Origin of the sequence: Microvirga splendida (genome assembly GCF_016427565.1) — a bacterium.
Taxonomy (GTDB): Bacteria; Pseudomonadota; Alphaproteobacteria; order Rhizobiales; family Beijerinckiaceae; genus Microvirga; species Microvirga splendida.
In genome coordinates, this window is record NZ_JAELXT010000006.1 from 98,328 (window position 1) to 117,925 (window position 19,598).

Here is a 19,598-nt window from a genome sequence, read left to right on the forward strand (position 1 = left end):
CCAGGAGTGCGGCTTCATTGACGCTCTGAAGACCGCTCAATGCACGTGACGTCAGGGAGCCCTGAAGCGTTCGATGGCGGTGACGCGTTGGCTGAACGGCTCCGCAGAGCATTGATTGCGGAGGGACGCGCTGGTTCACTTGAGGCCGAGGCTGGCAGTCCCGCCTTGCTGGTCGTGCGCCGTTATCTGGACCGCAAGGCCGATCTGTTGGAGTTTACCGTCAGCGTGCATCCGGCTGATCGATACGTCGTCTCCTCGTCCCTGCGACGCGTCGTCGAGGCGGCGAAAGAGCGGTAGCAGCGCCTCTCAACCTTTGCCGGCATTGCTCATCTCATGATGCTGTGCAGGAAGGTCGGTTAATGGCACTGAACGGAAGTAGAGCGGACGTCCGTGATGCAGCGATGACCGGACTTTGGGAAAACTGCCGATTGCCTAACCTACCTGTCTCGATGCCCATTCCTGCACACTTCGTGCGGCAGTTATCCGTGTCTTCTCATGTCCTTTCGCCTCCATGTCCGCTGTCGGGCGTCGGTACTGAATAGGGCTTCTGATGGTAGTGGGTCCCATCGCCTAACAGGATCTCGGCCAACGTCCGCGTGAGGAGATGGCAGGTCAGTCGAGTGTGGGAGAATGTGCGAGCCCTGATGTGGACTTCGCGGGGCCACCGAGCAGGCTCACCGTGCTGGTGTTCCCGTCTGCTACGCCGACCTGGTCAAACAGAGTGCCATCATCTGCAAGATGCCTGACAGCTCGCGCCCGCGGGTCGAGGGCGGCCCAATGGGCAAGAACTCGTCGTATCAAGGATTGACTTTACAACTCGAGTCCGGGTAAGCACACCGCCCGCTTGAGGAATCAATGCTCTACACGAGATCTCCGCAATGACCTGCATAGCCGCTTCCATGACCGGAGACGTGCGCCGCATACGCGCCGGCACGACGGCTACTGCATTTAGTCATTTCAAAGGGAGATCACATGACCTCGATTACCGTTCCTTGGACTTTCTCGACACGTAACCTTCCGGACGACGACGGCCGCGTCTACGGCTTCGGCATTACCACTCCGCACGAGACGGTTCTCGACATCACTCGGGCTACCTACGCGATCAGCCTGCTACACCGCGCGGCGGAGAACCTAGGAATCGACATTCTCCACCGTTGCGTACTCTCGTCCCTCGCGACAATTGACATCCTGCGCGCCATGGGTGTCCGCTCGGCACTGAAGTCGTTCCGCTGCGGTCATGATGTCTTCAGTGCAGAGCGGCGGCAGCGCAGCATCACCGGATGCATCACGGCGCACAATAAGCCCGACCGCATCAACGCGCATATTGTCGTGCGTTGGGGGAGCGATTTCATTCTCGACCCGACGCTCGGACAACTGAGGAAGCCCTGGAACGACGTCGCGACCGCGGGGGTGGTTCCTGTGCTCGCGCCTACAGTCGAATCCGTGCTGGACGCCAACTATTTCCACGCAAGGCGCTACGCGTTTGCACTAACCGACGAAGGATGCGAGATCTCGTATTTCGAGCTGCCGAAGCTCGTCGAGCATAGCACCCGTCTCTGGCGCCATGAGCCCGACGCTCGCCCGGAGCGACGTGCGCCGCTGGTGAAAGAGGCAGTCAGGCTGATGCGGCTCGCTCCGAAGATGGGTCAAGAAGTTGTCTGAGAGTATTGAGACGCGTCCGGCAATCTTCCCGCTTTCGACCAACTTGACCAGTACAAAGCCATGTCGTGCTGGCTCACCCACGCCTGTATAGCGGCGGATTCCGGCAGCCACGGGAGTAGGGATACTGCGACAGTCGACGGAGAGAGGAAGGGAGCGCTGCATCGGCATGGCGAAGACGTACGCGGCGGCTATGAGGGTGCACAAGAGGTCAGGAAACCGATCGCCCTTACTCCTTCCTCTCGGCCTACAGTAGGTCTTTACACCTCAGCACTGGAACTCGGTGTTATCCTCGACGAGCTTCCTGTGTCCGTCAGCGTTGAAAAAGAAACTGGGTCAGAGCTCCACCGCCATCAGTCGGCGGATCTTCTTACCCCGCGAGAACGTCGGCAAAGGCTTCTCGGTATTGCTTGAACACGCCGTCACCGCCCCATCCTTAATGCAACCGAAGATAGCCTGAGCGTGCGGCTCGTACCTGTTGAGGCCCATCTTGGCGACTTTCTCAACCTTGGAGTTCCTAATCCCGTGGAAGCTTGCTTCTGTTCTGGTACCTCAGAACAGGAAGCGCTGATCAACGAAGCTCAGGCCGACGACCGGAAATGAACCTGCCCGGGTTACCATCGGTTTCGTCTCGCCGCCCCCAATGCTTCTCGGATGCTTACCACCATCCGGGACCACGGCCGAGCCGCCATGTTGCGCGAAGGACATCTGTCGGTTCTTGGCGGCGACATGCCGGGCGAGTGCCACCCCTGCTGTGCCCCCGGTCGGCGGATTCAGCACCCATCCGCCGCCTGTGATTTCCGCCATCCCAACACCGCATGAGTTTCAATGAGATGACAGAGCCCCCAGTCCCTGAAACAAACTAGGGTGCTGATGATGAATCCATTTCTGAAATTTCGTAAGGAGCGTCTCAGCGCGGTCGCGAATAGCCCCACATGAGCTGCCCCCACCGGGTCCCTCGGCAGCGGCCAAATCAGTTGACGGATGGCGGTCGGTCGGCCTATGCGCCCTCTGTGACTCCTTCGGCCCCAAAGCGCTCCGCCGATCCTGTCCAGCAGACCTCCACCAACCACAAGGCCAGAGTAAATGCGTTGCGAAAATCCAGATGAGTCGATTCTCGGGAAGCTATCTCTGCGTGAGGTCAAGGACATCATCGAGATGGTGACGAAATACAGTCCGTCAAAGACTGGCAACATCCCGGTCACAAGCAACGGATACTATTGTTATCCAGATCCACGGCTAGAGGATCTGGGCCACAGATCCTCATCGGACGACGAGGGCTGGCCCAGGGAGCGGGATATTGCCCTCTACAGGTACAAGGATGCACGAAGGGAATACGGTGAATACGTCTGGCAAGTAAAGGTCGGATGGGAGTCAACCAACGGGGAAGATTTCGACTACATCGAGAATCCTCCTGTGGGAGAAAAATTCAAGCTCAACAACTATTGGATACAAAGAGAGATCGATACTCTCGCAGAAGAGCTGACCGCTTTGAGAGATCTTTGTTCCGGATTGGATCACAGCACGAGCACACTCGAAGAATGGGCTGCCTCCGGCCTTGGAGCTGCGATCGTTTGCTGCGAGGCTTGGTGCAGCCGCGACATCGTATATGTGCAGAACGATTGGCTCATCGAGCGTGCGAAATTAGGCCTCTCGCTCTCGGATCTCATGGGGCGCATAAGATGCACTAAATGCGGAAAGCGAAATGCCAAACTGCGTCCCTATCCAAACCGCGCGTGACTAGATCCGGGCGATCTCCCCTTGTAGTTGTCCAATCAGTAATGATCCTGCCACCGCGGTGGCATGTGTACACGATAGAACTCCACCATCTTCCGGTAGGTCTCGGTCGCCTTCTCCGCCGCCACCTTGCGCGTGGGCTGGACGCCGTTGCTGGCATAGGGGCAGCGCGGGCCGGGAAAGGTCGCGGTCACGCTCCACGTCCACATCCCTGCCTGCGGTCCGGCATCGATCTGGTGCACGCCAGCGACGTACGTGTCCCACAGGCCGTCACCCTCCCTGTGGGGCTTGTGCTCGTTGAAGAGGGTGAAGCACGTCGGCAGCCAGGAAGAGTCCGGCCATGCCTCAGAGGTACGCCTCCAATTGAGCTTCATAGGCTCTCACGTGCCCGTCCTTGCGGTTCTCGGCAAGGATCGCAGGTGCGTTGGCCCATCCAGTCGCCCAACCATCTGAGCAGGTCATCCATGGTGACGCCTACTTCTGCGGCGGTACGATCATCGGCCACCCGTCGGGGCCGAGAACCTCTTGGAAGCCGTCGAACTGATTCTTTGGACCCACGCGCTTGCGCTCTTGGTACATGGTCCCGTTCCGGCAGTGAGTGATCTTGTCGCCTTTCGACGAAGAGATGCGATACTGCCGTTCGATTTCGGGCGTGACAGTCTCAGCCTTGTCCAGCAGGTATTCCCTCAGGTCACTGGCAAGCTCCGTGACGTTTTCGTCCTTTAAGGCCATGTAAAGGCCCCAGTCGCTCACCAACCTCTCTTCCCGTTCGGAGAGCTCGCCGCACTTGGCCTTGAGCCACTCCGCCATTGCCGGAATGAAGCCGTTTAGGTCGCGCTCGGCTTCCTCCCGCGTCAGGATTTCCATCTCCGAGGATGACACGCGCAGCATCCGTCTGAGGTAAGCGTCGCCCACGCCCATTTCTACAAGGTATGCCTTGATCTGCTCAATCACGGCACTGTACTTGGCGTTGGCCTGCTCAAGCGGCAACTTCGCGAAGAACGCCTCCTCATAACGAGGCCTGTGAAGCCCGAGCACATAGCCAGAGCGATGTATGCCCGCCGCGTAGATCAAGAAACACGAGGACAGGCAGACGCATTCTGAGGACACCTCGGGTGATCCGCCAACGAAGCAAATGCGCTGCCCATCCCCGTCCTCGGTTGGGGCGCTGGTGCGCAGCAGCCTCTTTCGAACGGTGCGCCCGATCTGTATGGCCTCGGCCACGTCGCCGCCCGGCGAGCGGAGACCCAGCGATCTGATCGAGGCACCCTCCTTGTCGAGCAACTCCTCGAAACGCCTAGCGTCCCCAGGAACGATCGTTCCGCTCATCTCAATGATGGCGCCATACCTTGCGACCGAGCATGGCGCTGTGCAGGGAAAATGGAATGCCTTGAAATCGGCGGCAAAAGCACTCCCGCAAGTCAAGATCGACAACAATGCCATTGTCACCGCCCGCAGCAACATATCCACCCCCCAATGTAAGGGCACGACAGTAGCCTAGCAGTTGGGTGTCGTCGACGGGTCGTTCGTAGAGCACTAAAGGAAGGGGCGACCCGAAGGCCGCCCGCTGGCGTTCTCTGGATTTCGCCGTCGGCCACTTCGGCGGCTCGATCTCCCTGCCCTGGATGTCGATCACCCGCACCTGGAGGCCGCGTTCGGCAGCCGCGGCGTCGGCGATCTGACGAGCCTCCTCGAAGGGACGCAGGGAAGCGACGATCTAGGCCTCACCCCCCTGCCATGCGGAGTGGACCGAGTTCTGGACGTAGCGCCAGTTGGTGCAGAGCAGGACGGCCCATGTCCGCGAGTTGGCCGGCACCCGCTGGATGGCGATGAAGCTCTCGGCGGTCATGCACGCTTCCCGATGGTCCCGATGCTCGCCTCGGCCGCGAGTGCCTCCTCGTTAAGGGAGGCCTTCTGCTTGCCGTTTTCCCAGACGACCGTCGCGCCCTTGCGGATGGCATCGAGCGTCGGGACGATGCCGTTCAGCGCCGCTGCGAGGTCCTTACGCGTGATGGTGGGTTCCACCTTCCAGGAGCGGAGGACGCCGAAGTTCTTGTCCCTCTCGGCCTCAAGCCCGTCGGGGAATGTCTCGTTGAAAGCGAAGAACGCGTCACCGTTGGAGAGCACGAAGACGAGGTCCACCGCAGGCGGCAGGGAGCCGTCCTTCTCCTGAAACGCCAGCTTCGCCCCATCCCCGGAACCGTAGGCCTTTGTGAGCTCCAGAATGGCTTCCTTTGTGTACGGCGGTTCTCTTGAGCCGTCGAAGATTTCGAACTCTTCAGCCACTCGATGCTCCTCTCTACTCATTGCGGCGCCCCTGCGCCTCTTGGGAAGGTGCTACCTCGCTGAGCCGATCCCGGCAAGGCTCAGAGCGTCGCCCATACCCTGCCGTCGACCTCCGGCACGACGAGTTGCGCGACGTACACGGGGACGAAGCCCGGCCTGATCGTGAAAGTCGGTCCCATAAACGGGTTGTAGCCGATCTCGACCAGCTCGGCGTCGACGACGTCGCGAGGATCGCCCTCGATCCAGGCATGCACGTTGCGCTGTCCCTCTCGGATCGCGCGCTGCCTACCTCCCTCACAGATCTACATCGTACAGGAACGGAGGAGAATCCGAGGCTCTGGGCGATGACGCGGTCGTCCTTACGCACGCTCGAGCTGCCTTTCGTCAGGTTCCGGTAGACGTATACGACCATCAATCACGCTCCCCCGGGGGCGTGAAAATCCCGTAATCGTCGAGAAGGTTTCTGAGGTGCACGTCTAGCAGGTCACTTTCGATATCCTGCTTGAGGCATGCAGCCATTCCCTCGGCGTAGTGCCTGGGACAGGTCGAACCCTTGCGTCGCCAAGTCGGCCGGTGATCGACTTGGAGGGTGACCCGGTCATTTGGCTCGGTACCGCCAACGATGGTCACGCGGTACTCGGGCGGAAGCCAGTCGTCCTGAATCTCAGTCACCATTCCATACACTCCGAATGTCGCAAGGTGGCTCCCTGAGTGCGAAATGGAAGGGTCACTAGCGAGCAGGGGGGGATCGCCATGGAGATCGAGGAAGGACATCTGAACGGCCGCATGCCGGAGATCGCAGCCTTGTTCCCATGGGAACAGGCCCTCAGCGTCCGGCAGGATCAGTTGTACGCCGTCGAACGCCCTCCCGAGGATCGCACGGCCAGCGCTCGAGTGTCGGACGGTGGGCCTGCTCTTGATCGGCCGGAAGGCTGCCGGATAGCCTCTATGATCTGATCCGCTAGCGTTGCGCGGTCGAAGCGCATGCCGCCCTTGACGTGGTTGCCCGCGACGTTGAGGAGGGGACCCGCCTGTTCGGGGTGGAGGCCGACTAGGAAGATCTCAGGGTGGTGGAACGGAGCTTGCGAGAGGCCGACAGTGTAGCTGTACGGTGGATGCATGTCGTCAGGGAGGACGGCTTGGACCATCCATCCGCGCTGGGCAATGATTTCACGCGCGCGGCGGATGTAGTCGTCGAACGGTCCTGCCATGTCGTGTTCCCGCGGGGCCGGATGCCCCAGGGACATATGCCCCGGGCGGGGCGCTTGGGGAGCCCGTTCGAAAATTCAGGCGGCTATGCGCTCTCCTGCTCCAGCATGTAGCCACGGCGGTCGCGCGTTGCGACGTAGACGTGGGTCCTCAAGGCCTGTGGTTGCCACAGGTGCAGGAAGTCCTTCGCGAAGTCGTCATTGTCGGTCAGAGCGAAGGTGATGGCTTCCTTGATTGTGCCGAAGTCGCCCAAGTAGTCGTTCATGCCGCCCTCCGGAAAGCGCTCGTTGAACGAGAACGCGACGTAGTGACCGACCTTCGCTCTCGTCAGAAAACCAAATAAACCCATCTGCCCCTCTGGCTCCCGTGTTTTGCAGCATCTTGCGACGTACGGAGGAGCGAGGAAAGGGGCGTCCTTGCAGAATGGAAGCCACGCGACGTCGCCAAATGTCACGCTGCCCCTCCCTGTAGTGTGTGAGCCAATGCTTTCTGTTGCAGGGGTCGATGAAGTCCTTAACAGGGTATGTCATCACCATCTGTAGCTTGCCGGCCGAAAAAGAAAAGGCAGCCGACATAGCCACCTCGGTGCCGTCCACGGGGATCAGGAGGTCGCCTAACAGTCGTCATCCTCCCACAGCCACTTGGGTGCGATCTCCTCGACCTGCCGCGTCGCCTCGTGGCGAGTGCGGCTGCGTACGTCCTGCCATGCAGCTAGAACCGAGTGCGCTGTCCAGTTGTAGGGTTCGCTCTTTCAGCCAGCGCGATCCCTAATGACGTCGCCCCGGCACACGCCGTCAAGGTAGAGTTCGTCGCCATCGGCGATGAGCATAGGCCGCCATGACAGACCCTTGTTCGTGGGCGGAGCGGCGGGATGGATCGCCTGTTCGAGGAGAGTGTCATCCATCACGCGGCCTCCGGCTCGAATTCGCGGAGCTTTTCCTCGGCGAGACGCATGGCTTCCTCGCGCGTGTCCACCACCCCACGGCAGCCCGAATGCCCGAAAACGATATGGTAGGTGGACTTGCGATTGCTGAGGTACCAGTCGTAGCGCCCGTCGCGCAGGTGAAGGATGCGCTCCACGTACTCGCCGTCGATGAACAGGTGGTCGTCCTCGGAATCTGCCGACGGCACCCACGCGATGCCGTTCCCCTTCGCCTCGATCAGCGCATCTCTCAACGCGCGGGCCAGACGCTGGTGCAAGCATCGAAGGGTCGCCTCCGGCTCATGCTTATAGACTTCGCTCTGGCCTGAGCGAGCTTGCGTTCGAGCTTCCGGATTTCCTCGCCTTCCGCCCGCGCGATGTCCCGCCACTTGGAAAGCTCGGCCACCTGCGCCTTCAAGGACTCAGCAGCGTCGACGGCCTCCCTGCGCCAATCCAGAGCCTGCTTCAATCCGGCCACGCACTCCTGCGCCTCCTTCTCGGCCGCAAGCTGGGCCACCCATGCTTGGTAGAGCATCGCCCGCAGCTCATTCCGGTCCTTGCCCTCGGTCTCATCGATCTCGATCTCGTGTGCGTCCCGCATCTCCATTCCCCCGTTGCAATCATGGTGCTCTCGATGGTGAGTCTGCCGGCGCGGAGAATGAAAGGGCGCTCCGAAGGACGCCCGCTTGCCTGTAACACACTGTCGAAGTTTCAAATTTGAAAACTTGTGTAAGTATTACGTCACGTGAGGACCAGGCAGCCCGCTCCATCACTCGTTGACGGTCATGGCACTCTTCCCGCTCAGCACCGCGGCCAGTACCCACTCCCGCCAAACGGCGGCGGCGACGCATCGTTTGCCATCGGCCGAGCACGGGAGGAGGATGTATGCCGCTGGTACCCACATGTGAGATGCCCCGAGCCGATATCCTTCCTGCATCTGGCGTGGCGGTGAAAGATTCGACCGTGTCGTCAGGGGATCGGCGCGGGACCTTGCTCGGGCATGATCGCGCGGGCCACGCGCACACGGGCCTTATCAGCATCGTATCCGTCAAACCGAAGAGAGCGTCGGGCGCGCTTCGCCACCGTGGCGAGGAAACCCGCCACGGCTTCCGCATCCGGTCCCTGGTGAGCTGCCAGCACTTCGCTCATGGCTCGACGGATCGCGCGATGGACGACGTTGCTCGATGGATCGTGAGCCTCGCGCAGCCGAGCGCGGTAGCGTCGCGTGCGCTCACGTCCGGCGATCCGCACTCTCCTGATATCGCGACCCATGACCGTCTCCCGAAACCGAAACGGCCGCCGGTTGGCGGCCGCCTTGTCCTTGAGTGTGTTCAGGGCCGATGCATGAGACACTGCGCCGTCAGGGAGCCTTCTTGCCGAACATCTTCGGCCTGAGCTTGCCGGACCGTGCCATCACTCGGACCATCCCAGGTACTCCGGGGCGGCCGGAGAAGGCCTGACCGAGGATGCGCATCACTTCGTCCGCCCCGGGGCCATGAACGGCCAGGATCGCGATGGCAGCGTCGGCGAGGGCACCGCGGATCGCGGCGGTCGTGGGCTCGGGCGTACCTGCCTGCGCAGCCTGACGCTGTCGCGTCAAAGACCGCCGCTTTGCTTCGCGGTTATAAGCCCGCCGTTCCTCGGGGGACATGTCAGCGATCCCCTTGCCCTCCGTCGCCACGAGTGCGCGGTACAGGTTCATGAGATTCGTCGCGTCAATGTCCTTGCGTTCTGTCTTCACTGGTCCAGCCTCCCATTGCTCCCTACCACGCCCTGATGGTGTGCCGTCGGCGTCCCATAGGCAATATGACTTTGAACGTTCAAAACGGAGAGTATTTAGCCCCATTGCAGGCCTGCGGCGCCCTCTCGGCGGCTTCCCCTCGTGCGGATGCTTGAGAGCAAACGGCTCCTGGCATCGGTCGGTCTCTTGTTCCCGCGCCTGCTGACTGGAAGGGACCGCTTCCTTCCAGCCTTCGGTCTCTGCGGGGACAGGGATCAATCGCTCCCTTGTGACGCGGCAGGACTGGCGCTACGCTCGTAACGGCCTCACCCTAAGCCCATGCGCGGAGCGCCCTGCCACGGAAAATTCAAGCGAGGCGGCGATTCCTTCCTGTCAGGATGCAATGGGTGACATGCACCGATCTGCTCCCTCGAATGATAGGCAGCGGTTTCTAGTAATAGAATATCCCGCTAGGGGTATACCAATTAAATAAGACTTATCAGATAATTACCATCGTTTTGATGGTGAGAGAACCTCACGTCTCCGTCCCGTTCTGGGCCGTGTCACATGATCTCGGGGCGCCAGGCAGCGTCTGGCTGTAAGCACGGAAACCCTTCTATCTACAGCGCATTCCCCTTGGGATCCGTTGACACGCCCAAAGGAGGGTTGGAGCGCATGGGATTATTAAGGTGAGAAACCCTCACGGGCGCACCGGCAGGACGGCCTGGAATTAAGTGAGAAAGCCTCAAGCATACTTGCATCATTCCCGCCGATGAACTCAGGATGATTATGTGAGTGGGCGGCAAGCCGCTCACTTTAATCGGGGGCGGGGAATGCCAGTTCAAAATCAGGGCGTTTTTTTGAGGGTGACGAAGCGGCAGGGACCACGCCTCCCGCCGCCTGCCATTCAGGCAGCCGATCTTCTGGAGGCGTTCACGTCTCCGGCCGCCATGGATCGCCAGGAGCCACAGGCCCCCAAGCCGAGGGCGATGATCGAGACGATGCGGATCGTCGGCGAAGACAGGCTCACCGCCAGCGATGGAGCCGTGTACGAAATGCTCCTTGCGTGGGCGAGGGAGCAAGGGCTGCACCTTGAGACGCATGAGATCCCGTTCGCGGTCATCAGGTCCTATCTGGAAGTGCCGTCGATCAAAGCGGACAAGCGGAAGAAAGGGGAAACCCGAACGGTCAGGACCGACGATCTCGTTGCCGGGCTCCACCGGCTGTCGTCGACGCTGGTGCGGTACGACGTCAGGGACGAGGAGTTTCGCCGGAGGGGAACGGTGCCGCTAGTTCTCGCGGAAGTCCGGGAATCTCTCAGGGACGGCACCGCAACCGTCTCGTACACAATCCCGCCGCACATCCGCCGCCTGATGCTCGAGGCACGGTCATACGGACGACTGGAGCTGAGAGCCTTCCCTCGCTTTCGCTGCCGCTACACGGCGCGTCTGTACCAGCGGCTGGCTCTTCGCGCGGGGTATGACAGGGAACTCATCAAACCGTGGGAGATCGAGCCGCAGAAGCTCGCCGAGGAGATCGGCTACAGGTGGTCCGGCGCTTTCCGCTTCGTCGACTTCCGCAGGTACTGCCTCGATCCGATGCGGTGGGACATGGAAGAGCACGTGCAGCGGTTCTCGGTGAGGGTTGAAGAGGTTCCGGTCCAAGGATCGGGTCGCGGACGTCCGCGCATCGGGCTTCTGCGTTTTTACATCACGCCGGAGGAACGCAAGCTCGCGACCCTTGTGGCGGGGTCAATGTCAGCCGTGGAGGTGGCGGAGGTCAACAAGGCTGATCCGAGACTGGCGCCTGCGCAGCTCCCTTCGGCCGGCGCCGTCGCTCGGACGGTTCTCCACCTCGAGAACAGGCACTTCTCCGCCTTCCTGTCCAATGCATGGCGAGCTGCCGTCGTCGAGGCGCTCGACGGCGTCCTCCGGGGCGATGCGAAGGCTCCGGTCGAGGGTGACCTACACGGTGCGGAACTGCTACGGGTCCTCGCGAACGTCGGTGCCGACGAGTGCTTCTTCGCTTGGGCGCAGCGCACCGACCGTACCGGCCGCTTCCTCCGCAGTATCGACGCTCCGGCACCCGAGTCTGCGACTGCTCCCACGCCTCCGGTATCCCGTGAGGAGCGCCGTCGGGAACGCGCGCGCAATGATGCCGCGCAAATTCTCGCCGAGCTGAAGAAGGATTTCACCGAAACCTTCTTCCAGATCTGGCGCGCCGCTTGGTGCGATGCCGAGCAAGCCATCTGGACCTGGCCGTCGGAGCGCTTGCCCGACGAGGGAAGCGGTCTGCGGCACGCCCTGCGGGCGATCCCGCAGATGTCGATCGAGAGGAGTCGGCAGACCCTGTACAATCTCGCCAACGCCGTCCTTGCCGACGACGTCGAGAAGGTGGGCGAGATCGCAGTTGCTGTAGCGGCCGCGACCTACGCCGCCGAGAGAGCAGAGAGCCAAACAACCGCTCGGTGATAATATCTGTGCCCGTCCACGGTTTATAACGGCTCAGTTATGCGGTGGCAGTACTTGTGGGATCCTTTCCGAGGGCCCGTTGACAAGCGGTCGGCGGGCTCTTTATCTCTGGGTGCCCCAGGAGATCACGACCGCATGAAAGTCCTCTGCATACGCTTCGTTTGAACGATCAAACGGCCCGCACCAGTCGGGCAGCGCATGCATTTGAGGACTTTTCCACGTGATCATTCCCCGTCGTCGGCACCGTCGCCGTCCCCTCGATTTCACCGAGCTTCGCGAATCAAGTCTGATCGCAGACCTCGTCCAATCCCACGCGGATGGTGACGTCGAGGAGCCGGACTGCATCGAGCTGGCGCTTGCTCCCGTTCTCTCGCACTGGTCCATCGCCGAAGGGCCGCGCCTCGTCGGCGTGGACGAATGGGGCCAGGTTCTCGCGCTCGAGGTCTGGTGCATCTCGCGTGATTACACGTGGGCGATGACGCCCGATGGCGCCGTGCGCCTCAGCGAGCAGAGCAAGCTTCCTCTGGCACGGGAGGGACGCTGATGATCAAAGCCTCCAAATCTGGCGTCCTTGATTTCTACCATCTCGACCAGGAGATCGCCCGTCTGGAAGCGCTCCTAGACGACCTGCACCAACTGCGCCGCGGGAGGCATCCGTCTGCCGAGGAGCTGGCGGCTGCGCCATCCATCGATCAATGGAGCCTGACCACGCGCTTTGTTCCGTGCCTCGTCGGTCTGATCCAAGGGCACCCATCGATCCCGCAGCTCAAGCTGTCGGTCACGTCCGACCTCGAGGTGATCAACACGGCTCGCGGCTACGCGAGGACGAGGAGCCGCCTGTATGCCCTCGGCCTGCGCCGCGGCGAGACCGCGCCTGAGGATGTCCAGTGACCCTCATACGACGCATCCCCGCTTCCTGACCGCCGGACCCCTCGCGTCTGGCGTTCCCGCCATTCGCGACATGAGGTCCACAATGAAAGAAGAACTCAAAAGAATTTTCCCCTTACGCCCCTTGGAGTTCCTCGATGCGCACCAGCCGCGCGACATCCTCCTTCAAGCCGTCTACGCGACCATCTCGGACGCAGAGGTGACCCTCCTGGATCGTCTCGACAATGCGTTGGAGGCGAAGCACCTGCGCGGCGCCGAGCGGTGGCGCCGCGACCTTTTCTGCATGCTCGACCATGAGTGGCACGACCATATTTGGCTTGCTTGCGCATGCGCCGGGGTACCGGAGGCGATCGATGCCGTGGCCCTTCGGTACGCAGCCCTTGCAGCCGAGATCGCGGACTGGCTGCATCGCCATGCCGGCGATGCCAAATCCATCGGGTATCACGAGGAAGTCGAGAAGCTCAACGAGCGCCTGCGGTCCGCGTCGAATGCCGCCATCGGATGGGGTGCCGTCGCGGCCGGACGTCGGGCATCCGATCTCCACTCGGGTTCCTCGGGGCATGCCGGCAGGATCGCCGCACAGGTCGACGCCACCCTGTGGTCGCGGATTTTTCAGAAAGCCTTCGAGCAGGGACTGCGGGTTGGTGAGAACGAAGGCGTCCGCAAGATCAGGCGCATGGCTCAGGCGAGGGCGGAGATCGATGGCAAGATTGCTGCGTACGAGGGCAAGGAGCCGCCATTCCCGTCGGAGCCTGTCGAGGACCGTGGCATGGGCGCCACGAAGCCGCCGGACCCGAAGGGTGTCGTCGTGTTGCCGGCGGTGGGTTCGCCGGCTTCTCCCGGCGGACGCGATGCCGCGAAAACCCTCGAGTCCATCCTCGGCAAGACGCTGCCGCTGGTGCGCCTGAGCGAGTACGAGATCAAGACGGCGCGGGAAATGCTCTGTGAAGAATTCCCGCACGCCCACGGGGTGATCACAGAGCTGCTCAAGGATATGCGCCCCGGGGAGCCTGCCTGGGTGCGTCCGACCGTCCTCGTCGGCGCCCCCGGTGCTGGGAAGTCGAGCCTCGCTCGCCGCTGCCTCGTCGCAATGCAGGTACCCGTGTCGATGTATGATGCCGGGACATCCGCCGATCAGGCATTCTCCGGCACTCCCCGGCGGTGGTCAGGGTCGCATCCGTCTTTCCCGATTACGGCCATTCACACGGAGGAAATCGCGAATGTTGGCATCGTTGTGGACGAACTGGAGAAAGCGGGACGGAGCACGGCCGGATCAATGCATGACTCGCTGCTGTCCCTGCTGGAGAGGGCGACGGCGAAACGGTGGCGGGATTCCTACGTCGATGCCGAGGTCGATCTCAGCCACCTCAGTTGGATCTTCACGGCCAATGCGTTGAAGGGCATCCCGAGGCCGCTGCGGAATCGCCTGCGTGTCCTTCGCGTGCCGCTGCCTTCGAGGGAGCACATTCCCGCGCTCGCCAACGGCTGCCTCCGTGAGATCATGAGGGAGCGCGGCATCTGGGACGAGTGGTCGGAGCCGCCCCTTGACGGCGAGGAGCTGGAGGCAATCGAGCGTGCGTGCGGGGACGCCTACAGCATCAGGAATCTTCAGAAGCTCGTCGAGGTCGTCCTCGATGCACGGTCGAAATTTTCATCGAGGAACTGAGGAGGGAATCATGTTGAACGCAGAGCAAGTCAAGGACGATTCCTGGCGCGAGGAGTTGAACCACAAGTACGGTTGGATGGCCGGCCGGCACGGCCTCAGCTTCGAGCATGGAGGCGGCTGGCGTTTCCTTATCGGGGACCTGCTCCAGCGCATCGGCGCGACTTTGTCAGACGAGGAAAAGCTGGACTTCCAAGTGACTCAGATCAAAGAGAAATTTGGCACGTTGCGGTGCTACGTATTCAACGGAAACGACCGCATCCACGCGCTTGTCGATGCTGCCGAGAGCGCCTCTGAAATCACGTGCGATGTCTGCGCCGGCCGGGGACGGCTGCGCAATTCGGGCTGGATTTCCGTGCGTTGCGACGAGCACGTGGACTACAGGGGGTAACCGATCATGCGTCTCTGGATTTTCTCCGACCTTCACCTCGAGGCCAATGCCGACGTTGACCTCGCATTCCCCGACGCGGACGTCGCGGTCGTAGCCGGCGACGTCCATCGCCCCATGTGGCAGTCCGTCCAATGGCTGTCCGATCACATCGCACCTCATATGCCCGTGGTCTTCGTGCCGGGGAATCACGAGTTCTACGGCGGTTCGATTGAGGGCTGCTCGAAGCGCGGCGCCGCAGCGGCCGCAGCCGTCGATGGAGTGTGCCTTCTGCAAGATGCGAGTGCCTTCTTCGGGGACATCCTCTTCGTCGGGGCTACCATGTGGACGGATTACGCCCTCAATGCCGCGCCGGAGGCCGGACGGCAGCGTGATCTCGACATCGCGCACGCCCTAAACGCATGCGGGGCGATGCTCGCGGACCACACCGCAATCGCTGTCGACGACACTATGCTTGAGGGATGGCAGCCTGAACATGCCCGCGCCGCGAATCGGCACTCCCGCGCGTTCATCTACTCTACCTTACGCAAGGGGTATGGCGGGCCGACGGTTGTCGTCACGCACCATGCCCCTCATCCAGCAAGCATCGACCGCCAGTTCGAAGGTAGTCCTTTGAACCCTGCATTTGCCTCGGACCTAGGCGACCTCATCTGGGAGACCCAGCCGACGATGTGGATTCACGGGCACATGCACAACTCGTCGGCTTATGGGATCGGCGAGACGCAGGTGATCTGCAATCCTCGCGGGTACCGCAATGAGAACCCCGCGTTCGACCCCGGGATGGTCGTCACGGTGCCGCGGAGGTGATGATGTTGGCCGAATCCGAGGTGCGTAGTCTCGCAGACTACGTGAGCGACGCATACGGCACCGCCGAATTCGAGATCGTCGGGGCTTGCACCGTGCTGTGGTCCGGATGGGAGGGAGACATCCGCGCGGTTCTCGTCGACCTCGCTGACGGGCGAAGGGTGTGGGGGATGGTTGAGGGCGTCCACATCCCCGCCGACCGGATCGTGCCGACTCTGCGCCAGCGGATCACGGCATACAGGCAGGCTGTCGCCGAGACTGAGGCCCTGCTGATGATCGCGGGAGAGAGATAATGCTCGGGCAAAGCCTCCTGATCTCCATGCTCGACGCCGTGCATGGATGGCATGGCCGCGACCCAGGCGTGCGCGACGCCCTTCTGCGAGTGCTGCGGGAACGGACGACACAGGTAGGCTTTGAACTCGCCGCTGTCCTCGACAACGGGAGTAAGGAGGCGGCTCGGGTTGGAGCAGGTCTTGGTACTATCCTACGAGCCGTCGAAGGTGGAGGCGGAGCTGAGGACCTGCTGACGCGGGCCTGCGAGAGCGATCGCGAGCGTTGGCAGGCACTGCTCGAGCAGGTGGAAGCGGATCAAGGATGACGCTGTACTCACCGCAGACCGCCACCGAATCTCAACCGGAGGCGAGTGCGGAGGGACCGTAGCGAATTTCGACTTGGGCTCGCTTAGGGAGCGAGAGATCTTGACGGGTGAGCCGCTTAGCCGACGTCCGCGAGTTCGTCGTCGATGTCGGGATCATCCAGCCTGACGTCGTTCGCCACACCTCGGGAGAGCTGCCAAAAATAAAGGGTTCTCTTGGAGGGATCGCTGACTACGGGCCTCTGCCCGGGCAGATCGGGAAGGTGCCTGTCGAACAGCCAATGATCGGCAGGCGCAATGCGGGCCAACGTCCGTCGTCGGCCGTTATGGGTGGTCACGAGACTCCCGAAGCGGCGCACCTTCTCGGCGTCGAGGAGCTTTTTGTATTCGCCAAGGACAGCATCGGCCCATTCCGTGAGCGCACGGTTCTTGAGACCGAGCTTGTGGCTGCGGTCGTAGTGATCCTGGGTAACCTTGGCCTGACGGCTCTCGGGATCTTCCTCCCTCTCGGCATCGGCGTGGTCCAGGACGGCCGACGCGGCGCCGCCTGGGAGCTCCAGCTCCGTCAGGCCTGAAGCCAGAGCATCACGGAACTTGTGCGGGGAGAACTTGGGAACGCCCTCAAGGAGGTCGATGCCCGTGGCTGGCACCACGACGCCTTTGCGCAACAGGGTCTTCTTGCCCCGCATGCTGAGCAGGAGGCTGTTCAGCAGTGTGTCGCCGACGGGCTTGTCGACTTCAGGTCCGTCCGGCCCCGACCCCTTCGCCTTCGCCTTCGGCGACGGGAAGACGTACTGGCTGCCTGGACGCCGATCCGCCGCCGCGAGTGCCCGGCCGATGGTCCGGCGGTAAATCTCGGGAGAGATCGGCAGGGAGTGGAAGCGGCTTGATTTCACGTCGGCCGGCAGCCACTCGACGAGATGCCAGCCGCGCGTGGCTGTCTGATCCTCGATGCGGGAGACCATCAGGCTGAGGGAGGCATGGGTGCGCTGCGCGGTTAGGGCGACCCACCAGAGTGCCGCGATCGTGACTTCCTTCGTCGGGATGGCAAGCGTCCGTCCGGGGAAGACGCGGTGCTTCTCCGCCATGAAGAGGATGCGTGCGACGTCCTTCGCGCTGAGCGTGGGGACGGAGCCGCCCGCGGCGAGGATCTCCTCGCGCTCGGTAGACGTGTCGAAGGCCTTCACCCGCAGCCACCACGGCGCGACGTCGTCCAGTCCCGATTCGGCGCCATACATGTCAGCGGCCCAGGTCAAGGCAGTTTTGACGTAGGTGACGACCTTCCGCTGGGGATGCTTCTTGCCCAAGTCGGCTGCGTCCTTGCGGGCCTTCTCGAGGTCGGCCTTGGTGATGTCTCGGATCAGCTTCCCATGCATGTGCTCGGTCGTCCGGTACATCAGGTACATGCGGACGTCCGAGATGCTTCTCGCCTTCGGGGGCCTGATCTTGCCCTTGCTCGTCTTCGTCGGTTTCGCGACCACGTCGTTAATGTATCGCTCGACGAGTTCCTCGTACTTCCATGCGCCCTGCTTCCCGGCCACGATCGATCCGGCCGTGGCGGACGCCTGCTCGTGGGTGTGCCCGAGGGCGCGGGCCGTGATGTAGTCGCTCGGATCCTGGCCCAACTTGACCATCTCGCGCACGCGACTCGCGATCTCGTCAGCAGCCGTTGCCGAGTAGATGACGCCAGCCTTCCGCGGCTTGTGCTTTTCGGGGACGCCGACGTCGCCGAGGCGGTAGAAGATCTTTCGGAAGCGGCAGTACCAGCTCGCGGACCGGGCCGTGACCCTGATCATGAGGCCCTCGTAGCCGGAATCGCTCAGGATGAGGGGGGTCTTGTGACGGCCATCGGCCTCGTCGATCGCGAGCTTGTAGACCTTCTCGTTGAACGAGACACTGCGGGTGGCCATCGGCTGTCCTGCTTATTCGATGACGATGATTCGGGTGAAGGTTCGATAACACCCCTCATATCACCGTCATATCACCCTAGCGGTGCGACAAGCGACGCCAACAGTTAATAATGACACCCTGTTACGCAACACGAAAATACCGGATTTCGCCTTGCGAAGTCAGGTTTGGTCAACAATATCAAGCCTTTATGAGGGGGGTACGCTGAGATCGAGTGGCTGGGGGACCTGGATTCGAACCAAGACTAACGGAGTCAGAGTCCGCTGTTCTACCATTAAACTATCCCCCACCGAACCAACTGAAATCTCTAATCTTTTAAGTCTGCCTCGCGGGAGGCGAAGATTAGTCGGCCAGCGCTGTGGTGGCGGTGAGATAGGGGGCTTTTGGCGTGTCGTCAAGCCTCGAAATCGTCGTGTTTCTGCGCTTTTGCTCGTCCAGTCCGTTTCGAAGGCTCCTTCCGGCGTACGATGCCGGCAGCATTTCCGCCCTGGGCTTTCGCAAGAACGGACCCTCAGTTGCGGGGCAGCAGGAGGGCGCGTGCGCAACCGCACAGCTTGACGTTGAGGCAGATTATAGAAGCGCTTTATTCGCAGCGAGAACTCAACGATCCTCATGCAAATATTCGCAGTGCAGAGTGATCGTGTCCTATAGTTCTTATATCGTTGCTTTTTGGATGCGCAGATCTTATTGCGAGAGCAAAAGGATTGGCTGCGGATTGGATACGGGAAGGAAAATTTTTAATGGCTAGGATTTCGCTCGATTCGGATGGCAACGCTGTAGGCACGTCCTCGGCCGATACGATCACTGGCAACAGCAGGACGAACATCATAGACGCCCGCGGCGGCAACGATACCGTCAGAGGTGGGGGCAGAGCCGACCTGATCGATGGCGGAACGGGAAACGACAGAATTTTTGGCGATGGCGGCAACGATGTCATGAGCGGCGGTGCAGGGCGCGATACCATGACCGGCGGTTCGGGCTATGACTTCTTCGCCTTCGAGAGCAGGGCGTCGAGGAGCACGATCGACGTCGTCACCGATTTCAGCGTCAAGTATGACACCATCATGCTCTGGAAGGGCATCTTCAAAGTTGCCGCCTCGTCGAATGGGGTGATGTCGTCGGCTGCCTTCTGGGCCGGATCGAAGGCTCATGATTCGAACGACCGCATCATCTATAACAAGGGCACGGGCGCGCTGCTCTATGATCCCGATGGCACCGGGTCGAAGGCTGCAGTGCAGTTCGCGACCCTCGATAAGAACCTGAAGATGACCTACAAGGACTTCATCGTTTTCTGAGGTATTGGGAGCAAACCCGGTCGAAGGGGAGTTCGCGAGGCTCCTCATCGGCC

27 protein-coding genes, 1 tRNA gene and 1 pseudogene are annotated in these 19,598 nt (G+C 61.6%); 12 read left to right on the forward strand and 17 right to left on the reverse strand.

Features of this window, described 5'->3' with window-relative positions; translation table 11 throughout:
- The first annotated feature begins 39 nt into the window (after window positions 1-39).
- A complete protein-coding gene (locus JAO75_RS08275; protein WP_199048228.1) occupies window positions 40-297 on the forward strand; it encodes a UTRA domain-containing protein in 258 nt (85 codons plus the stop codon).
- A gap of 675 nt (window positions 298-972) precedes the next feature.
- Window positions 973-1,662 (forward strand): hypothetical protein, encoded by a 690-nt coding sequence (locus tag JAO75_RS08280; protein WP_199048230.1) that lies wholly within the window; start codon window positions 973-975, stop codon window positions 1,660-1,662.
- Between the two features lie 549 nt (window positions 1,663-2,211).
- Here the strand turns inward: JAO75_RS08280 and JAO75_RS08285 are convergent.
- Complete coding sequence (locus JAO75_RS08285) at window positions 2,212-2,466, reverse strand: hypothetical protein (protein WP_199048232.1); 255 nt, start codon at window positions 2,464-2,466, stop codon at window positions 2,212-2,214.
- Window positions 2,467-2,745: 279 nt separating this feature from the next.
- On the opposite strand from JAO75_RS08285, the gene JAO75_RS08290 reads away from it, so the two are divergent.
- Window positions 2,746-3,399: a hypothetical protein gene (locus JAO75_RS08290; protein ID WP_199048234.1), complete on the forward strand. Its 654-nt coding sequence runs from the start codon at window positions 2,746-2,748 to the stop codon at window positions 3,397-3,399.
- 35 nt (window positions 3,400-3,434) lie between these two features.
- Here JAO75_RS08290 and JAO75_RS08295 read toward each other — a convergent pair whose 3' ends face one another.
- The 14 genes and pseudogenes from JAO75_RS08295 to JAO75_RS08355 form a co-directional block, all read right to left on the reverse strand.
- Window positions 3,435-3,770, reverse strand: coding sequence for a hypothetical protein (locus tag JAO75_RS08295; RefSeq protein ID WP_199048236.1), 336 nt, complete (start codon window positions 3,768-3,770; stop codon window positions 3,435-3,437).
- Between the two features lie 100 nt (window positions 3,771-3,870).
- Window positions 3,871-4,725: a hypothetical protein gene (locus JAO75_RS08300; RefSeq protein ID WP_199048238.1), complete on the reverse strand. Its 855-nt coding sequence runs from the start codon at window positions 4,723-4,725 to the stop codon at window positions 3,871-3,873.
- 1 nt (window position 4,726) lies between these two features.
- Window positions 4,727-5,032: a hypothetical protein gene (locus JAO75_RS08305; protein WP_199048240.1), complete on the reverse strand. Its 306-nt coding sequence runs from the start codon at window positions 5,030-5,032 to the stop codon at window positions 4,727-4,729.
- An 81-nt stretch (window positions 5,033-5,113) separates the two neighbouring features.
- On the reverse strand, window positions 5,114-5,245 hold the full coding sequence (locus JAO75_RS25160; protein WP_281433492.1) for a hypothetical protein: 132 nt from the start codon (window positions 5,243-5,245) through the stop codon (window positions 5,114-5,116).
- On the reverse strand, window positions 5,242-5,682 hold the full coding sequence (locus tag JAO75_RS08310) for a hypothetical protein (RefSeq protein ID WP_199048242.1): 441 nt from the start codon (window positions 5,680-5,682) through the stop codon (window positions 5,242-5,244). The genes JAO75_RS25160 and JAO75_RS08310 overlap by 4 nt, the downstream gene beginning before the upstream one ends.
- Window positions 5,683-5,762: 80 nt before the next feature.
- Window positions 5,763-5,984 carry a hypothetical protein gene (locus JAO75_RS08315; protein WP_485020551.1) on the reverse strand — a complete coding sequence of 74 codons (222 nt, stop codon included), beginning with the start codon at window positions 5,982-5,984 and terminating at the stop codon, window positions 5,763-5,765.
- Window positions 5,985-6,093: 109 nt separating this feature from the next.
- The gene (locus tag JAO75_RS08320; protein WP_199048246.1) at window positions 6,094-6,357 is read right to left on the reverse strand and encodes a hypothetical protein; all 264 of its coding nucleotides are present in this window, start codon (window positions 6,355-6,357) and stop codon (window positions 6,094-6,096) included.
- A gap of 180 nt (window positions 6,358-6,537) precedes the next feature.
- Window positions 6,538-6,929: pseudogene (locus tag JAO75_RS08325) on the reverse strand (DUF4262 domain-containing protein); the annotation flags it as partial.
- 47 nt (window positions 6,930-6,976) lie between these two features.
- Window positions 6,977-7,240, reverse strand: coding sequence for a hypothetical protein (locus JAO75_RS08330; protein ID WP_199048250.1), 264 nt, complete (start codon window positions 7,238-7,240; stop codon window positions 6,977-6,979).
- Window positions 7,241-7,642: 402 nt separating this feature from the next.
- Window positions 7,643-7,795 carry a hypothetical protein gene (locus JAO75_RS08335; protein WP_199048252.1) on the reverse strand — a complete coding sequence of 51 codons (153 nt, stop codon included), beginning with the start codon at window positions 7,793-7,795 and terminating at the stop codon, window positions 7,643-7,645.
- Entirely contained in the window at window positions 7,795-8,091 is a 297-nt protein-coding gene (locus JAO75_RS08340) for a hypothetical protein (RefSeq protein WP_199048254.1), read from the reverse strand. Before JAO75_RS08340 ends, JAO75_RS08335 begins: the two co-directional genes overlap by 1 nt.
- Window positions 8,064-8,414: a hypothetical protein gene (locus JAO75_RS08345; protein WP_199048256.1), complete on the reverse strand. Its 351-nt coding sequence runs from the start codon at window positions 8,412-8,414 to the stop codon at window positions 8,064-8,066. The genes JAO75_RS08340 and JAO75_RS08345 overlap by 28 nt, the downstream gene beginning before the upstream one ends.
- A gap of 368 nt (window positions 8,415-8,782) precedes the next feature.
- Window positions 8,783-9,085 (reverse strand): hypothetical protein, encoded by a 303-nt coding sequence (locus JAO75_RS08350; protein WP_199048258.1) that lies wholly within the window; start codon window positions 9,083-9,085, stop codon window positions 8,783-8,785.
- Between the two features lie 88 nt (window positions 9,086-9,173).
- The gene (locus tag JAO75_RS08355; RefSeq protein WP_199048260.1) at window positions 9,174-9,554 is read right to left on the reverse strand and encodes a hypothetical protein; all 381 of its coding nucleotides are present in this window, start codon (window positions 9,552-9,554) and stop codon (window positions 9,174-9,176) included.
- Window positions 9,555-10,366: 812 nt separating this feature from the next.
- Here JAO75_RS08355 and JAO75_RS08360 point away from each other — a divergent pair.
- From JAO75_RS08360 to JAO75_RS08395, 8 genes are all read left to right on the forward strand, one after another.
- The gene (locus tag JAO75_RS08360; RefSeq protein ID WP_199048262.1) at window positions 10,367-12,004 is read left to right on the forward strand and encodes a replication initiation protein; all 1,638 of its coding nucleotides are present in this window, start codon (window positions 10,367-10,369) and stop codon (window positions 12,002-12,004) included.
- Between the two features lie 220 nt (window positions 12,005-12,224).
- Complete coding sequence (locus tag JAO75_RS08365; RefSeq protein WP_199048264.1) at window positions 12,225-12,548, forward strand: hypothetical protein; 324 nt, start codon at window positions 12,225-12,227, stop codon at window positions 12,546-12,548.
- Window positions 12,548-12,895, forward strand: coding sequence for a hypothetical protein (locus tag JAO75_RS08370; RefSeq protein WP_199048266.1), 348 nt, complete (start codon window positions 12,548-12,550; stop codon window positions 12,893-12,895). The genes JAO75_RS08365 and JAO75_RS08370 overlap by 1 nt, the downstream gene beginning before the upstream one ends.
- Before the next feature lie 82 nt (window positions 12,896-12,977).
- The gene (locus tag JAO75_RS08375; RefSeq protein WP_199048269.1) at window positions 12,978-14,558 is read left to right on the forward strand and encodes an AAA family ATPase; all 1,581 of its coding nucleotides are present in this window, start codon (window positions 12,978-12,980) and stop codon (window positions 14,556-14,558) included.
- A gap of 10 nt (window positions 14,559-14,568) precedes the next feature.
- Window positions 14,569-14,946: a hemerythrin domain-containing protein gene (locus tag JAO75_RS08380; RefSeq protein WP_199048270.1), complete on the forward strand. Its 378-nt coding sequence runs from the start codon at window positions 14,569-14,571 to the stop codon at window positions 14,944-14,946.
- A 6-nt stretch (window positions 14,947-14,952) separates the two neighbouring features.
- Complete coding sequence (locus JAO75_RS08385; RefSeq protein WP_199048271.1) at window positions 14,953-15,750, forward strand: metallophosphoesterase; 798 nt, start codon at window positions 14,953-14,955, stop codon at window positions 15,748-15,750.
- Window positions 15,750-16,040 carry a hypothetical protein gene (locus JAO75_RS08390; RefSeq protein WP_210340204.1) on the forward strand — a complete coding sequence of 97 codons (291 nt, stop codon included), beginning with the start codon at window positions 15,750-15,752 and terminating at the stop codon, window positions 16,038-16,040. Before JAO75_RS08385 ends, JAO75_RS08390 begins: the two co-directional genes overlap by 1 nt.
- Window positions 16,040-16,345 carry a hypothetical protein gene (locus JAO75_RS08395; RefSeq protein WP_199048273.1) on the forward strand — a complete coding sequence of 102 codons (306 nt, stop codon included), beginning with the start codon at window positions 16,040-16,042 and terminating at the stop codon, window positions 16,343-16,345. The genes JAO75_RS08390 and JAO75_RS08395 overlap by 1 nt, the downstream gene beginning before the upstream one ends.
- Before the next feature lie 116 nt (window positions 16,346-16,461).
- Here JAO75_RS08395 and JAO75_RS08400 read toward each other — a convergent pair whose 3' ends face one another.
- Window positions 16,462-18,252, reverse strand: coding sequence for a site-specific integrase (locus JAO75_RS08400; protein WP_199048274.1), 1,791 nt, complete (start codon window positions 18,250-18,252; stop codon window positions 16,462-16,464).
- Window positions 18,253-18,465: 213 nt separating this feature from the next.
- Window positions 18,466-18,539: transfer RNA gene (locus JAO75_RS08405), tRNA-Gln, on the reverse strand.
- A 451-nt stretch (window positions 18,540-18,990) separates the two neighbouring features.
- Here JAO75_RS08405 and JAO75_RS08410 point away from each other — a divergent pair.
- Window positions 18,991-19,545 (forward strand): calcium-binding protein, encoded by a 555-nt coding sequence (locus tag JAO75_RS08410; RefSeq protein ID WP_199048275.1) that lies wholly within the window; start codon window positions 18,991-18,993, stop codon window positions 19,543-19,545.
- Window positions 19,546-19,598: the final 53 nt, after the last annotated feature.

Bases quoted from the DNA above. Each gene is read 5' to 3' on its own strand.
- JAO75_RS08275 (WP_199048228.1), top strand. From the start codon at position 40: ATGCACGTGACGTCAGGGAGCCCTGAAGCGTTCGATGGCGGTGACGCG.
- JAO75_RS08280 (WP_199048230.1), top strand. From the start codon at position 973: ATGACCTCGATTACCGTTCCTTGGACTTTCTCGACACGTAACCTTCCG.
- JAO75_RS08285 (WP_199048232.1), bottom strand. From the start codon at position 2,466: ATGGCGGAAATCACAGGCGGCGGATGGGTGCTGAATCCGCCGACCGGG.
- JAO75_RS08290 (WP_199048234.1), top strand. From the start codon at position 2,746: ATGCGTTGCGAAAATCCAGATGAGTCGATTCTCGGGAAGCTATCTCTG.
- JAO75_RS08295 (WP_199048236.1), bottom strand. From the start codon at position 3,770: ATGAAGCTCAATTGGAGGCGTACCTCTGAGGCATGGCCGGACTCTTCC.
- JAO75_RS08300 (WP_199048238.1), bottom strand. From the start codon at position 4,725: ATGAGCGGAACGATCGTTCCTGGGGACGCTAGGCGTTTCGAGGAGTTG.
- JAO75_RS25160 (WP_281433492.1), bottom strand. From the start codon at position 5,245: ATGACCGCCGAGAGCTTCATCGCCATCCAGCGGGTGCCGGCCAACTCG.
- JAO75_RS08320 (WP_199048246.1), bottom strand. From the start codon at position 6,357: ATGGTGACTGAGATTCAGGACGACTGGCTTCCGCCCGAGTACCGCGTG.
- JAO75_RS08330 (WP_199048250.1), bottom strand. From the start codon at position 7,240: ATGGGTTTATTTGGTTTTCTGACGAGAGCGAAGGTCGGTCACTACGTC.
- JAO75_RS08335 (WP_199048252.1), bottom strand. From the start codon at position 7,795: ATGGATGACACTCTCCTCGAACAGGCGATCCATCCCGCCGCTCCGCCC.
- JAO75_RS08345 (WP_199048256.1), bottom strand. From the start codon at position 8,414: ATGCGGGACGCACACGAGATCGAGATCGATGAGACCGAGGGCAAGGAC.
- JAO75_RS08350 (WP_199048258.1), bottom strand. From the start codon at position 9,085: ATGGGTCGCGATATCAGGAGAGTGCGGATCGCCGGACGTGAGCGCACG.
- JAO75_RS08360 (WP_199048262.1), top strand. From the start codon at position 10,367: ATGCCAGTTCAAAATCAGGGCGTTTTTTTGAGGGTGACGAAGCGGCAG.
- JAO75_RS08370 (WP_199048266.1), top strand. From the start codon at position 12,548: ATGATCAAAGCCTCCAAATCTGGCGTCCTTGATTTCTACCATCTCGAC.
- JAO75_RS08375 (WP_199048269.1), top strand. From the start codon at position 12,978: ATGAAAGAAGAACTCAAAAGAATTTTCCCCTTACGCCCCTTGGAGTTC.
- JAO75_RS08380 (WP_199048270.1), top strand. From the start codon at position 14,569: ATGTTGAACGCAGAGCAAGTCAAGGACGATTCCTGGCGCGAGGAGTTG.
- JAO75_RS08385 (WP_199048271.1), top strand. From the start codon at position 14,953: ATGCGTCTCTGGATTTTCTCCGACCTTCACCTCGAGGCCAATGCCGAC.
- JAO75_RS08390 (WP_210340204.1), top strand. From the start codon at position 15,750: ATGATGTTGGCCGAATCCGAGGTGCGTAGTCTCGCAGACTACGTGAGC.
- JAO75_RS08395 (WP_199048273.1), top strand. From the start codon at position 16,040: ATGCTCGGGCAAAGCCTCCTGATCTCCATGCTCGACGCCGTGCATGGA.
- JAO75_RS08400 (WP_199048274.1), bottom strand. From the start codon at position 18,252: ATGGCCACCCGCAGTGTCTCGTTCAACGAGAAGGTCTACAAGCTCGCG.
- JAO75_RS08410 (WP_199048275.1), top strand. From the start codon at position 18,991: ATGGCTAGGATTTCGCTCGATTCGGATGGCAACGCTGTAGGCACGTCC.